A 13,203-nucleotide genomic window follows, 5' to 3' on the forward strand; every position below is an offset into this window, starting at 1 on the left:
GGAGCGGCGAGACCGCGCGCGTGTTCGCTCTCAGCTTGAGACCCACGGCCTCCGCATCGGGCGCGGCTCGTAGCATGGAGTCATGCCCTTCACCGGAGACGTCCACGAACGCGTCGCGAACGCCCCGGTCGTGCCGACCGGCCTTCCGCTCGTCATCCTGCTCACCGGGTTCACCGACGCGGGGAACGCCGTGTCCGGTCTGATCGACCACCTCGAGGAGACAGCGGATCCGCAGCCGATCGTCGTCTTCGACAACGACATGCTGCTCGACTACCGCGCGCGGCGGCCCGTGGTCTCATTCGACCAGGACCACCTCACGGAGTTCCGCCCTGCGCGTCTCGAGCTCTCGCTCGCCCACGACGCGCTGGGACAGCCGTTCCTGCTTCTGGCCGGGTATGAACCCGACTTCGCCTGGAACGCCTTCTCCGACGCCGTGCTGGAGCTCGCGACCGAGTTCGAGGTGTCCGGAGTCTCCTGGGTGCACTCGATCGCGATGCCGGTCCCGCACACCCGTCCGATCGGGACCACGGTGAGCGGGAACCGCCGCGACCTGATCGTCGCGCACTCGGTCTGGCGCCCGCGCACCCAGGTGCCGTCGACCGCGGGTCACCTGCTCGAGTACCGCTTCTCACAGCGCGACGACCGCGTTGCCGGATTCGTGCTGCTCGTGCCGCACTATCTCGCAGACACGGAGTACCCGGATGCTGTGATCACGGCATCCGAGCGCCTCATGGCCGCGACCGGCCTGGTGCTGCGGATGGACGAGGTGCAGGAGAGCAGAGCCGACTATCTCTCGCGGGTCGAGGAGCAGGTGCACGGCAACGAGGAGCTGATGCAGATGGTGCACACGCTCGAGCGCCGGTACGACGCCTACATGGCCGGCCGCGACCCGGAGGACGCCGACGAGGGCGGTTTCGACGAGCGCGACCTGCCCAGCGCCGACGAGATCGCCGCCGAGCTGGAGCGCTATCTCGCCTCCCGGCCCACCGGTGAGGACGACGGGAAGCGCGGCTGAGAGCGGAATCGGTGCTTCGCGGCATCCGAACGCTCTCGGGTGTGTGATAATGGACATTCGACCCGTTGTCAACCATCGTATTCGCGATCGGACTTGACAAGGGTCTTACTAGTGTCCGAAATCTCCCGGGGCGTGCGCACCGCCCCGTGAAAGGCGAAACGTGACTCAAGCCACGACCAAGAAGAGCCGGACGACCAAGACGACGACCCCTGCCGAGGCCGAGCCCGCTGACGTCGACGCGGTCGAAGCAGCGGAGCCCGCGGCCAAGGCCGCGCCCGCGAAGAAGGCCGCTGCCAAGAAGCCTGCGACGCGACGCAAGAAGAAGGACGACGACGAGGGCGACGACACCGCCGAGGACGTCCACGCCGAAGACACGGCCGAAGACGAGGAGGAGGGCGACAAGAAGCCCGCCTTCACCGAGCCGCTGCCGACCGGTGCCATCGTCATCACCTCGAACGACGAGGACGATGTCCCCGTCTACTCGACCCAGATCACCGGCGCCACGGCCGACCCGGTCAAGGACTACCTCAAGCAGATCGGAAAGGTCGCGCTGCTGAACGCGGCCGAAGAGGTCGAGCTCGCGATGCGGATCGAGGCCGGTCTGTTCGCCGAGGAGAAGCTGTCGACGATGACCGCGGCCGAGAAGACCAGCCAGCTGGGCCTCGACCTGCAGTGGGTCGCCCGCGACGGTCAGCGCGCCAAGAGCCACCTGCTCGGCGCGAACCTGCGCCTCGTGGTCAGCCTGGCGAAGCGCTACACCGGTCGCGGCATGCAGTTCCTGGATCTGATCCAGGAGGGCAACCTCGGCCTCATCCGCGCCGTCGAGAAGTTCGACTACACCAAGGGCTTCAAGTTCTCGACCTACGCCACCTGGTGGATCCGCCAGGCGATCACCCGCGCCATGGCCGACCAGGCCCGCACCATCCGCATCCCGGTGCACATGGTCGAGGTCATCAACAAGCTCGCCCGCGTGCAGCGCCAGATGCTGCAGGACCTGGGCCGCGAGCCCACCCCCGAGGAGCTGTCCCGCGAGCTCGACATGACCCCCGAGAAGGTCATCGAGGTGCAGAAGTACGGTCGTGAGCCGATCTCGCTGCACACCCCGCTCGGCGAGGACGGCGACAGCGAGTTCGGTGACCTCATCGAGGACACCGAGGCCGTGGTCCCCGCGGACGCGGTCGGCTTCACGATGCTGCAGCGCCAGCTCGAGCAGCTGCTCGACTCGCTCTCGGAGCGCGAGGCGGGCGTGATCCGCATGCGCTTCGGCCTCGGCGACGGCCAGCCCAAGACCCTCGACCAGATCGGCGACACGTTCGGCGTCACGCGCGAGCGCATCCGTCAGATCGAGTCGAAGACGATGGCCAAGCTGCGTCACCCGAGCCGTTCGCAGTCGCTGCGGGACTACCTCGAATGATGGCGGCCGCACCTCAGGCGCGGTCGGCGGGTCCCCGGTACATCGTTCCGGTTCTGGCGGGAAAGCTCGCCCGTTTCGCGACGCGCCTGCGCGGTGGCGGATCGGCGTTCCCTGGGTACCTCACCAACCGGATGGCGCCGACCCTGCTGCCCACGCTCGCAGACCAGTTCCGCTACGGCGTGATCTTCGTGCTCGGGTCCAACGGCAAGACGACGACCACGCACATGGTCAGCGAGGTGCTGCGGGCGCACGGCCTGAAGGTCTTCACCAACCCGACCGGCGCGAACCTGCCGCAGGGCGTGACGAGTGCGCTGCTCGCCGACGCGTCGCTGACCGGCCGGATCAAGGCCGATGTCGCGGTCCTCGAGATCGATGAGGGTTATGCCGCCGACCTCGCCGACCGGCTGTCGCCCTCGGTGATCCTGTCGCTGAACGTGCAGGTCGACCAGCTGTTCCGGTTCTTCGAGACAGAGCGCGTCGCCGACATGATGCTGGATGCCTCGACGCGGGCATCCGGCCACGTCGTGGTCAACCGCGACGACCCGTACCTCTCGAAGATCGACGTGGACGCCATGAAGGCGCCCGTCTCGTTCTTCGGCATCGCGGAGGACATCGTCGCGGCATCCGCGCACGGCCTGTCCAATGCCGCCGACACGCGCAGCGGCACCGCCGGCACGACCCCGAGAGACGCCTTCGCCGAGGTGCGCGAGGTCTCGGGGCGTGACATCGTCGTGAACGTCGGCGGCGCGGATGCCCGCATCACGCTGCCCGCGCGCGGACTGCACTACGCGGCGGACGCCGCAGCGGCGCTGACTGTCGCGGCGCGCGTGCTGGGTGACGAGTTCGACACCGACCGTGCCGCGGCGGGTTTCGCCACCATGGCACCCGCCTACGGCCGCGGTGAGGTCATCCCGCTGCGCGGGAACCCCGCAGGCGAGCAGGTCGAGTTCGTGATGTTCAAGAACGCGCCGAGCCTGCAGATGAACCTGGATGCCCTGGACGGCACCCCGGAGCGTGCGCTGATCGCGATCGACGACGGCACTCCGGATGTCTCCTGGCTGTACGACGTGGACTTCGCACCGCTGCCGCGGGTCGATGTCGTCACCGGCGAGAAGGCGCACCAGCTCGCACTCGCGCTCGCCTATGCGGGCGTGGAGATCGGCACGGTCGAACCCGACATGGAGAAGGCCGTGCAGCTCATGCGCTCGTTCCCCGAGACCGCGGCCGGCCGTCAGGTCTGGTTCGTCAACTACGAGCTCATGATGATCGGCCGTCGTATCCTCGGCCGCGAAGAGCAGGAGACGCGCCGATGACGCAGGTCACCATCGCCCAGCTGTACCCGGCCGAACTCGGCGTCACCGGCGACCGCGGCAACGTCCGCGCGATCGAGCGGCGCCTCGCCGCGCGCGGTGTGGAGACCACGACCGTGCTCGTCGCGCCGGGTGAGCGGCTCCCCGACGCGCTCGATGTGCTCGTGATCGGCAACGGCCCACTGTCCGCGCTGCGCGGCGTGCACGCCGACCTGACCGCGCGGAAGGACCGGCTCGACGCGTTCGTCTCAGACGGCGGCGTGCTGTTCTCCGTCGGCGGCTCCGCAGAGCTGCTCGGAGAGCGCCTCGATGCGCCGGACGGCGAGAGCCTCGACGGCATCGGCGTGCTGCCGTACCGTGTCGCCCGCGTCAGCGCCCGGCGTGTCGGCTACATCATCGTCGACACTCCGGACGGCCCTGTGGTCGGCTTCGAGGATCACGCCTCCGAGTGGACGCTCATCGACGCGGCATCCGCCTACGGCACTGTGCGCGACGGCCACGGCAGCTTCACCAGGGGTGAAGGACGCGGTGAGTTCGTGCGCGTGGGCAACGCCTTCTCGAGCAACGTGCAAGGACCGGTGCTGCCGCTGAACCCGGCGCTCACGGACGTGCTCGTCGATGCGGTCGCCGAGCGCCGCGGACTGACGCTTTCCCCGGCGCGCGCCAGTGATCTCGACGAGTACGCCGACGCCGCCCGCACGAAGATCCTGATGCGTCCCACTCGCGACAAGGGCTTCAAGACCATCCAGGTGTGACGGAGGAGATCCAGTGAGATCCGCTGCGAGCAGCGCGCTGCCGCGTGCCGTCCTCTCCCGTGGTGCCCTCGCGTCCGCGGTCAGGGCGACAGTCGAGGCTGGCGGCACCCTGGCGGATCTGCGCCGTGACGCCTGGGGTCACGGTGTGGCGGAGGTCGCCCGCGCCGCCGCCGGACGGCTGAACGTCCTCGTCGACGACGAGGACATCGCCCAGCAGTTGCGCGCGACCGGCGTCGACGCCGTGACGTCCGGACTGCCCGACGTGGATCCCTTCCTGCTATATGGTCTTCCCGGCGCCGGCGTGACGCCGGTCATGCGCCTGGTGGGCACCGTCATGTCCACCAAGCCGTTGCGTGCGGGGGACGCCGTCTCGTACGGCTACACCCACCGTGCACCGGAGCCGACCACCGTCGCGCTCGTCACGGGCGGCTATGCGCAGGGCGTCGTCCGGTCGCTGGGCAACCATGGCCGCGCGGAGATCGACGGCGTGCTGCGACCGATCATCGGCCGGGTCGCGATGGACGTCTGCGTCGTTGACCTCCAGGGCGAAGATGCGGCAGAGGGCACCGAGGTCACCTACTTCGGCGGCGAGGGACCGGCGCGCGATGCCCTGGCGGACTGGGCACGGATCACCGGCCTCACCGTCGGCGAGCTCGTCGGCGTCGCCGGGATGAGCTCAGGACGGGAGTGGCGAGCATGAGCGCTCCTGTGCTGGAGATCTCGCGCGGGACGCTGCGGAGCAATATCGCCGCAGTGAGGGAGCAGATCGCCCCGAGCGAGCTGATGCTCGTCATGAAGGACGACGCGTACGGGCACGGACTGGAATGGGCGGTGGATGCGGCCGACGGCGTATCCTGGCTCGGCTCCTACGACATCGCCTCGGCGCTGCGCATCCGGGCGCGACGACGGGACGCCAGGGTCTACGCCTGGGCGACCTCGCCGGGCGACGAGGTCGCCGCGGCGATCGAGGCGCACATCGACCTCGGCGTCGGCACCCTGCCGTATCTGCGTGAGGTGATCGCCCAGGCTGAGGTCCTCGGAACCAGGGCGAGGGTGCACCTGAAGATCGACACGGGACTGCACCGCAACGGCGTCCGGCCGGAAGACTGGCCGGCGTTCGTGGCCGAGGCCCGTGCCGCCGAGGAGCGTGGCGTTCTGGCCGTGGTCGGCGTGTGGAGCCATCTCGCCGAGGCCAGTGACGACGAGGACGACGAGGCCGCGGGGGAGTTCCGCGCCGCCGTGCAGTCGCTCCGTGATGCGGGTGGCGAGCCCGAAGTGCTGCACCTCACCGCGTCCGCAGCATCCTGGTGGCGACCCGAGCTGCGCGGATCCCTGAGCCGGATCGGTGCGTTCTGCTACGGGATCCGCTCCGCGGACGGACCGCAGATCCCCGGCGTCGTGCCGGTCGCCGAGCTGCGCGCGCCGGTCCTGGCGGCGGGCGACGAAGTCGTGGAGATCGCCGTCGGGTCCTTCGACGGTCTGCCGTCGACGCTCGCGGGCGCGGGCGTGGGCACGCCCGCCGGCACCCGGATGCTGCGCGAGGTCGGGGCGATGACCAGTCTGGTCGAGACCTGGCCCGGGGCGTCCACGGGTGACCTGGTCACGGTGTTCGGCCGAGGCTCTCAGGGCGAGCAGGACGCGACGTCCCTCGCGGAGCGCATCGACACCGTCGGCGAGGAGATCCTGCTGCGACTCACGCCCCGCGTGCGCCGGGTCTCAGTCGACTGACGCGACGCGGGTGGTCGGTCAGACCGCTTCGGCGAGGCGTGCGGTCTCGTCGTGCCAGCTGGTGGCGACGGCACGCAGCTTCTCTTCGTACTTGCGGCCGTGGTGAGCGCAGAACAGCAGTTCGGAGCCGTTCACCTCGGCGGCGATGTAGGCCTGAGCGCCGCAGGAGTCGCATCGGTCCATGGCCGTCAGGCGGTACTCGACGGTGGACGTGTCACGTTCGGTCGTAGCGTTCATCTCGGTTCCTCCTCGGTCTCGGACGTCTCTGTGATCGTGCTCAATACAACCACGCAGACCTGTGAGCAATGCCCGCGGGGCGGCGTGTTTCGCTCTGCGCGTACTGATCTGCGCCGGAGCGGGCGCATGGGGGAGTGTCGGCGAGGCTGCGGGCCCCGTGGCGAATAGAATCGAGGATTGTGACCGCCGAGTACTCCGCCCATCATCTGCAGGTTCTCGAGGGGCTCGAAGCGGTGCGGAAACGCCCCGGCATGTACATCGGGTCGAACGGCTCCCCGGGTCTCATGCACTGCCTCTGGGAGATCATCGACAACGCCGTGGACGAGGCGGTCGCCGGCAACGGCGCGAAGATCGACGTCATCCTGCACTCGGACGGCAGCGTCGAGGTCCACGACCGCGGCCGCGGCATCCCGGTCGACGTGGAGCCGCGCACCGGTCTCACGGGCGTCGAGGTCGTCTTCACGAAGCTGCATGCCGGCGGCAAGTTCGGCGGCGGTTCCTATGCGGCATCCGGCGGCCTGCACGGCGTCGGCGCCTCCGTCGTCAACGCCCTGTCCGAGAGACTGGACGTGGAGGTCGACCGCGGCGGCAAGACGTACGCGATGTCGTTCCACCGCGGCGAACCCGGACTGTTCGACGACTCCGGTGACGGCATGCGCCCGGATGCGCCGTTCACGCCCTTCCAGGAGAAGAGTGAGCTGCGTGTCATCGGCAAGGCGCCGAAGGGGGCGACCGGCACCCGGATCCGGTACTGGGCGGACCGCCAGATCTTCACCAAGGATGCGGCGTTCCAGCTCGGCGAGCTGGAGACCCGCGCCCGCCAGACCGCGTTCCTCGTCCCCGGCCTCGAGCTGGTCGTCCGCGACGAGCGCGCCGAGGAGACGAACGAGACCTCGTACCACTACGAGGGCGGGATCTCCGAGTTCGTCGAGTATCTCGCGGCAGACGCGCCGGTGACCGACACCTGGCGCATCCAGGGCGAGGGCACGTTCAAGGAGACGGTGCCGGTCCTGCAGCCCGACGGGCACATGGTCGCCACCGAGGTCGAGCGCGTCTGCGCCGTGGACCTCGCGCTGCGCTGGGGCACCGGCTACGACACGACGACACGCTCGTTCGTCAACATCATCGCCACGCCCAAGGGCGGCACGCATCAGCAGGGCTTCGAGCAGGAGCTGCTGAAGTCGCTGCGCGGCCAGGTGGAGCAGAACGCCCGGCGGCTCAAGGTCGGGAGCGACAAGCTCGAGAAGGACGACGTGCTCGCCGGCCTCACCGCAGTGCTCACCGTGAACCTGCCGGAGCCGCAGTTCGAGGGCCAGACCAAGGAGGTTCTGGGCACCCCGGCCGTTCGCGCGATCGTCTCGCAGGTGGTGCGCAAGGACCTGGCGGCCCGGTTCAGCTCCACCAAGCGCGACGACAAGAGCCAGGCGGCCCAGCTGCTCGACAAGGTCGTCGCCGAGATGAAGGCCCGCGTGTCCGCGCGCGCCCATAAGGAGACGCAGCGGCGCAAGAACGCCCTGGAGTCCTCCTCGCTGCCCGCGAAGCTGGTGGACTGCCGTTCCAGCGACGTCACGCAGTCCGAACTGTTCATCGTCGAGGGCGACTCCGCCCTGGGCACCGCCCGGCACGCCCGCAACAGCGAATTCCAGGCGCTGCTGCCGATCCGGGGCAAGATCCTCAACGTGCAGAAGGCGTCCGTCAGTGACATGCTCGGCAACGCCGAATGCGCGGCGATCATCACGACCATCGGCGCGGGTTCCGGGCGCTCCTTCGACCTGAGTCAGGCGCGCTACGGCAAGGTCATCCTGATGAGCGACGCCGACGTCGACGGCGCGCACATCCGCACTCTGCTGCTCACCCTGTTCTTCCGGTACATGCGGCCGCTCGTCGAGGCAGGCCGCGTGTTCTCGGCCGTGCCCCCGCTGCATCGCGTGATCGTCATGAACCCGGGCTCCAAGCCGAACGAGACGATCTACACGTACTCCGAGGCGGAGCTGCACACGCTGCTCACGAAGCTGCAGAAGGCCGGCAAGCGCTGGCAGGACCCGATCCAGCGTTACAAGGGTCTCGGCGAGATGGATGCCGATCAGCTCGCGAACACGACCATGGAGAAGTCGGGCAGGCTGCTGCGCCGCGTCACGGTCGACGACGCCGAGTCGGCGGACGCCGCGGTGCGCACGTTCGAACTGCTGATGGGCAACGACGTGGCACCGCGGCGCGAGTTCATCATGAGCTCCAGCGACAGGCTCAGCCGCGAGTCGATCGACGCGTGATGCCCGGCGTGGTGCGCCTGCGGCCCGCGACTCCGGATGATCTCGAGACTGTCATCGCTCTGAAGGAGCGCGTGATGCGCGCCGACCTCGATCGGCTGATCGGCTGGGATCCGGAGAAGTCGCGGGCGCGGGTCGTCGAGCACTTCTCGCCCGCGCACACCCGGATGATCCTGGTCGACGAGACCACGGCGGGCACGATCACCCTGCGTCCCGACGGCGATGACGTCTGGCTCGAGATGTTCTATCTCGGCGCGGAGCATCAGGGGCGAGGGCTCGGCACGTCGGTGCTGACCCAGGTGCTGGCGGAGACGACGGCGTCGCTGCGCCTGCAGGTGCTGGTCGGTTCACCCGCTCAGCGGCTCTACGCCCGACATGGTTTCGTCGTCGAGGAGGACGACGGCATCGACGTCTGGATGCGACGGCATCCCGCCAGGGATCGGCGGCTGCCTGCGGCCATCCGGATCGCAGCCTGGGACCGTACGCCGGATCAGCTCCGGCGGGCCGCCGACCTGTATGGGCGCGTGTTCGCTGAACCGCCCTACGGCGAGGACGTCGAGCAGAGCCGGCACTCCTTCACGGAGCGGGTGAACCGGAACTCCCTCAACAAGCCGGAGTTCCGGCTGATCCTTGCCCTCGACGGTGCCGACGTCGTCGGGCTGGTGCTGGGGTCTGGAATCGCCGAGGGCGACTGGTGGCGCGACCGCATCGCCGGTGCGATGGGAACCGTCGCCGGGGATGCGTGGCTCGGGACGGAGTGCTTCTCCGTGGACGAACTCGCCATCGCTCCCGAGCATCGCCGCACGGGGATCGCCGGCGCGCTGATGGGCGCGGTGCTGGAGGGTCTTCCGTACGAGTCCGCCGTGCTCGGCTGCTACACCGCGGCACTCAGCGCGCGACGGTTCTACGAGTCGCAGGGCTGGCAGGAGATCGCGGCCGACCTGCGCATCGCGAACGGAGCGTCTCTCGGCGTCCTCGGCATCCGCCTCGACGACTGGGCGGACGCCGGAAACTGACCGCGCCCTGACGCTCCAGGGGCTGTTCTGCGCTGCGCCGCCTGACAGACTGACACGATGATCGCGCTCGTCTCGGCACCTTCGAACCTCGGTCTGCGCCCGCCGACAGCCGGCTCCGTACCCGGCGCGGCGAAGGCGCCGGAAGCTCTGCGCGAGGCGGGGCTGCACGAGCGGATGCAGCGGCACGGAGCGGTCGACGCCGGCGTCGTGCTTCCCGGCCGCTACCTCGAGGACGAGAACAGGTCACCGGGAACGCCCCGCAACCAGGAGGCGCTGATCGCCCACTCTCGGCGCCTCGCCCAGCGGCTGCTCGCGGTGCGCGCCGAGCGTCGCGCGCCACTGGTGCTCGGCGGCGACTGCAGCATCCTCCTCGGCGCCGGCGTCGCCACGCGCATCAGCGGCGGAGGGGGACTGGTCCACCTGGACGGGCACACGGACTTCCGGCATCCGGGGAACGACCCGGACTGCGGGGCGGTCGCGGGCGAGGATCTCGCCGCCGCGATCGGCCGGCACCTTCCCGAGATCGCCGACATCGACGGGCTGGGCCCCTACTTCGACGCCCGGCACACGGCGCACCTCGGATGCCGCCAGGACGATGAGCACGTGCGGGAGGTCACCGAGACGATCGCGGTGACGATCCCGGCCGAAGAGGTGATCCTGCACGGCGCGCAGCGGGCGGCCGCGCGGATCCTCGAGGCAGAGGGCGTCGAGCGGGGATTCTGGCTGCACCTGGATGCGGACATCCTCGACGTCGCGCACATGCCCGCGGTCGACAGTCCGAGCGCCGGCGGCCTCTCACCGGATGAGCTGCGCACCCTGCTCGCTGCCCTCGCACCGCGCGCATGGGGCGCATCGGTCGCGTGTTTCGACCCTGACCTCGATCCTGACGGCACGCACGCGCTGCTGCTGGCGGACGTGATCACCGCCGGGCTGGGCGAGCTGGGCACCGAGCTCGACGAGGGCTGAGGGCGCTCGACGGCTCGGGACCAGACGTCCGGTCAGCCGATCGCCGTGCCCACCGAGCCGATCACGGCGTCGAGCGGCTGCCCGGAGCCGTCGCGCTTGGCACCGGACTCGGGCAGCTGCCGCGCCGCGCCATCGTTGCCCAGCGCACGGGGCTCCGCACCGACCCAGGCCAGACGCAGGCGATCCTCGCCCTTCAGGAAGGCGTGTGCGCGGACTCCGCCGGTGGCGCGGCCCTTGCCGGGGAACTCCGAGAACAGCGAGACCTTCGCCCGGCCGTTGTCGGTGCCGGCCAGGACCGCGTCGGCCCCGGAGACGGTGACCACGACCGCATCGTCGGGCGCCGACACCACGGTGAACGAGATGACCTCCGCGCCGCTGCCCAGCTTGATGCCCGCCATGCCCGCGGCCGGTGCGCCCTGGGGGCGCACGTTCGAGGCGGTGAAGTGCAGCAGCTGCGCGTCCGAGGTCACGAAGACGAGTTCGGCGTCGTCGGGAGCGGGGGCGGCGCCGACCACGACGTCCTTGGGCTTCAGCCCGATGACCTCGAGCTCGGGGCGCACCGGGAGGGTCGAGGGGACGATGCGCTTGACCACGCCGTCCTTCGTGCCCAGGGCCAGGGGAGTGTCGTCGTCGAACCTGATCAGCGCCAGGACGCGCTCAGACCGATCCGTGATGCCGAGGTAGTCGGCGATTCGCACACCGGCGCCCAGGCCCACGGAGGTCGCGGGCACCGCGGGGATGTCCACCGGCGTGAAGCGCACGACGCGGCCCGTGCTGGTGACCGCACCGATCTCGCTTCGTGTGCTGGTCTCCAGCCGCGCGATGATGCCGTCGTGCTTGCTGCGACGTGCCGGAGTCGCGATGACGGCTCCCGGTTCGAGGTCGACGCGCACAGCGCGGCCCGTCGTGGACAGCAGCACCGTCGTCGGCGCGTCCGCGATCTGCAGCTCGGCAGCCGACTTCGTCTGGCGCTGCTTCGGCGGCGCGGCGTTCAGCAGCAGCGTGCGTCGGGGTGTGCCGAAGGTCTCGGCCACGGCATCCAGCTCGGCGGCCACCTGCGCGCGCAGCAGCGCCGGGTCGCCAAGAAGGGTCTCGAGCTCGGCGATCTCGGCGAGCAGCTTGTCGCGCTCCGCCTCGAGCTCGAGCCGGGAGAACTTCGTGAGCCGGCGCAGCCGCAGCTCGAGGATGTACTCGGCCTGGATCTCGTCGAGCTCGAACACCTGCTGCAGCCGGGCTCGCGCGCTCTCGGAGTCGTCGGAGGAGCGGATGACCTGGATGACCTCGTCGATGTCGAGGATCGCGAGGAGGAGTCCCCTCACCAGATGCAGGCGCTCGTTACGGCGTGCGAGGCGGTACTGGCTGCGTCGGGTGACGACCTCGATGCGGTGCGCGAGGTACACGCTCAGCAGCTCTTTGAGCCCGAGGGTGCGCGGCTGGCCTTCGACCAGCGCGACGTTGTTGATCGAGAACGAGTCCTCGAGCGGAGTCAGCCGGAACAGCTGCTCGAGCACCGCTGCCGGATCGAAGCCCGTCTTGACCGTGATGACCAGGCGCAGGCCGTTCTTGCGGTCGGTGAGGTCCTGCACGTCGCTGATGCCCTGGAGCTTCTTGGCGCCGACGGCGTCCTTCAGCTTCGCGATCACGCGCTCCGGGCCGACCTGGTAGGGCAGCTCGGTGACGACGATGCCGGTCTTGCGCGGTCCGAGTGACTCGATCGAGGTCTTCGCGCGCAGCTTGAAGGCGCCGCGGCCTGTCGTGTACGCGTCCTTGACGCCGTCCAGCCCCATCAGGATCGCACCGGACGGGAAGTCCGGGCCCGGCACGAACTCCATCAGATCCTCTGTCGAGGCATCCGGGTTCTCGAGCAGGTGCGTGGCGGCGGCGACGACCTCGATGAGGTTGTGCGGTGCCATGTTGGTGGCCATGCCGACCGCGATGCCGCTCGCGCCGTTGACCAGCAGGTTCGGGAACGCCGCCGGCAGCACCGCCGGCTGCTGGAACTGGCCGTCGTAGTTCGGCACGAAGTCGACGACGTCCTCGTCGAGGCTCTCCGTCATCGACAGTGCGGATGCCGCGAGGCGCGCCTCGGTGTACCGCGAGGCCGCCGGGCCGTCGTCGAGTGAGCCGAAGTTGCCGTGGCCGTCGACGAGCGGCACGCGCAGGGCGAAGTCCTGCGCGAGGCGCACCAGGGCGTCGTAGATCGCCGAGTCGCCGTGCGGATGCAGCTTTCCCATCACCTCGCCCACGACGCGGGCGCTCTTGACATGGCCGCGGTCGGGGCGCAGCCCCATCTCGGCCATCTGATAGAGGATGCGTCGCTGGACGGGCTTCATGCCATCGCGGGCGTCGGGCAGAGCGCGGGAGTAGATCACCGAGTAGGCGTACTCCAGGAACGATCCCTGCATCTCCTGCGAGAGATCGATGTCCTGAATGCGCTCGTCGACCGGTTCGGGAGGAGTGGATCGGGCCATGTTGTTTTCGGCTGTGACTTCCTG

11 protein-coding genes are annotated in these 13,203 nt (G+C 69.6%); 9 read left to right on the top strand and 2 right to left on the bottom strand.

Translation table 11 applies throughout. The annotated features are described in order from the left end of the window. Positions 1–82: 82 nt before the first annotated feature. From GON06_RS09850 to GON06_RS09875, 6 genes are all read left to right on the top strand, one after another. Positions 83–1,015 (top strand): proteasome assembly chaperone family protein, encoded by a 933-nt coding sequence (locus tag GON06_RS09850; protein WP_157312107.1) that lies wholly within the window; start codon positions 83–85, stop codon positions 1,013–1,015. Between the two features lie 160 nt (positions 1,016–1,175). Beyond that, positions 1,176–2,429 (top strand): RNA polymerase sigma factor, encoded by a 1,254-nt coding sequence (locus GON06_RS09855; RefSeq protein WP_332837362.1) that lies wholly within the window; start codon positions 1,176–1,178, stop codon positions 2,427–2,429. Then, positions 2,429–3,742 (top strand): MurT ligase domain-containing protein, encoded by a 1,314-nt coding sequence (locus GON06_RS09860; protein WP_157312108.1) that lies wholly within the window; start codon positions 2,429–2,431, stop codon positions 3,740–3,742. Before GON06_RS09855 ends, GON06_RS09860 begins: the two co-directional genes overlap by 1 nt. Next, positions 3,739–4,494 carry a type 1 glutamine amidotransferase gene (locus GON06_RS09865; protein WP_157312109.1) on the top strand — a complete coding sequence of 252 codons (756 nt, stop codon included), beginning with the start codon at positions 3,739–3,741 and terminating at the stop codon, positions 4,492–4,494. Before GON06_RS09860 ends, GON06_RS09865 begins: the two co-directional genes overlap by 4 nt. A 13-nt stretch (positions 4,495–4,507) precedes the next feature. Then, positions 4,508–5,194 (top strand): alanine racemase C-terminal domain-containing protein, encoded by a 687-nt coding sequence (locus GON06_RS09870; RefSeq protein ID WP_332837364.1) that lies wholly within the window; start codon positions 4,508–4,510, stop codon positions 5,192–5,194. Beyond that, positions 5,191–6,222, top strand: a complete 1,032-nt coding sequence (locus GON06_RS09875; RefSeq protein WP_157312110.1) for an alanine racemase — start codon at positions 5,191–5,193, stop codon at positions 6,220–6,222. Before GON06_RS09870 ends, GON06_RS09875 begins: the two co-directional genes overlap by 4 nt. Before the next feature lie 18 nt (positions 6,223–6,240). Here the strand turns inward: GON06_RS09875 and GON06_RS09880 are convergent, their stop codons facing one another. Further along, entirely contained in the window at positions 6,241–6,459 is a 219-nt protein-coding gene (locus GON06_RS09880) for a DUF7455 domain-containing protein (protein WP_157312111.1), read from the bottom strand. Positions 6,460–6,638: 179 nt separating this feature from the next. Here GON06_RS09880 and GON06_RS09885 point away from each other — a divergent pair, with 179 nt between their 5' ends. Genes GON06_RS09885 through GON06_RS09895 form a run of 3 tightly spaced genes read left to right on the top strand, consistent with a single transcriptional unit; the run spans position 6,639 to position 10,708 of the window. After that, positions 6,639–8,729: a DNA gyrase/topoisomerase IV subunit B gene (locus GON06_RS09885; RefSeq protein ID WP_332837365.1), complete on the top strand. Its 2,091-nt coding sequence runs from the start codon at positions 6,639–6,641 to the stop codon at positions 8,727–8,729. Beyond that, complete coding sequence (locus tag GON06_RS09890; protein WP_157312112.1) at positions 8,729–9,742, top strand: GNAT family N-acetyltransferase; 1,014 nt, start codon at positions 8,729–8,731, stop codon at positions 9,740–9,742. Before GON06_RS09885 ends, GON06_RS09890 begins: the two co-directional genes overlap by 1 nt. Positions 9,743–9,799: 57 nt before the next feature. Beyond that, complete coding sequence (locus tag GON06_RS09895) at positions 9,800–10,708, top strand: arginase family protein (RefSeq protein ID WP_157312113.1); 909 nt, start codon at positions 9,800–9,802, stop codon at positions 10,706–10,708. Between the two features lie 32 nt (positions 10,709–10,740). On the opposite strand, the gene GON06_RS09900 is transcribed toward GON06_RS09895, so the two are convergent. After that, positions 10,741–13,179, bottom strand: coding sequence for a DNA gyrase/topoisomerase IV subunit A (locus GON06_RS09900; protein ID WP_157312114.1), 2,439 nt, complete (start codon positions 13,177–13,179; stop codon positions 10,741–10,743). Positions 13,180–13,203 lie beyond the last annotated feature (24 nt).

The sequence above is a fragment of the Microbacterium sp. MAH-37 genome (genome assembly GCF_009758255.1).
Classification (GTDB): domain Bacteria; phylum Actinomycetota; class Actinomycetes; order Actinomycetales; family Microbacteriaceae; genus Microbacterium.

Excerpts from the sequence above, each read along its gene's own strand:
- GON06_RS09900 (WP_157312114.1), bottom strand. The coding sequence starts at position 13,179 with ATGGCCCGATCCACTCCTCCCGAACCGGTCGACGAGCGCATTCAGGAC.
- GON06_RS09890 (WP_157312112.1), top strand. The coding sequence starts at position 8,729 with ATGCCCGGCGTGGTGCGCCTGCGGCCCGCGACTCCGGATGATCTCGAG.
- GON06_RS09875 (WP_157312110.1), top strand. The coding sequence starts at position 5,191 with ATGAGCGCTCCTGTGCTGGAGATCTCGCGCGGGACGCTGCGGAGCAAT.
- GON06_RS09860 (WP_157312108.1), top strand. The coding sequence starts at position 2,429 with ATGGCGGCCGCACCTCAGGCGCGGTCGGCGGGTCCCCGGTACATCGTT.
- GON06_RS09880 (WP_157312111.1), bottom strand. The coding sequence starts at position 6,459 with ATGAACGCTACGACCGAACGTGACACGTCCACCGTCGAGTACCGCCTG.
- GON06_RS09895 (WP_157312113.1), top strand. The coding sequence starts at position 9,800 with ATGATCGCGCTCGTCTCGGCACCTTCGAACCTCGGTCTGCGCCCGCCG.
- GON06_RS09865 (WP_157312109.1), top strand. The coding sequence starts at position 3,739 with ATGACGCAGGTCACCATCGCCCAGCTGTACCCGGCCGAACTCGGCGTC.
- GON06_RS09850 (WP_157312107.1), top strand. The coding sequence starts at position 83 with ATGCCCTTCACCGGAGACGTCCACGAACGCGTCGCGAACGCCCCGGTC.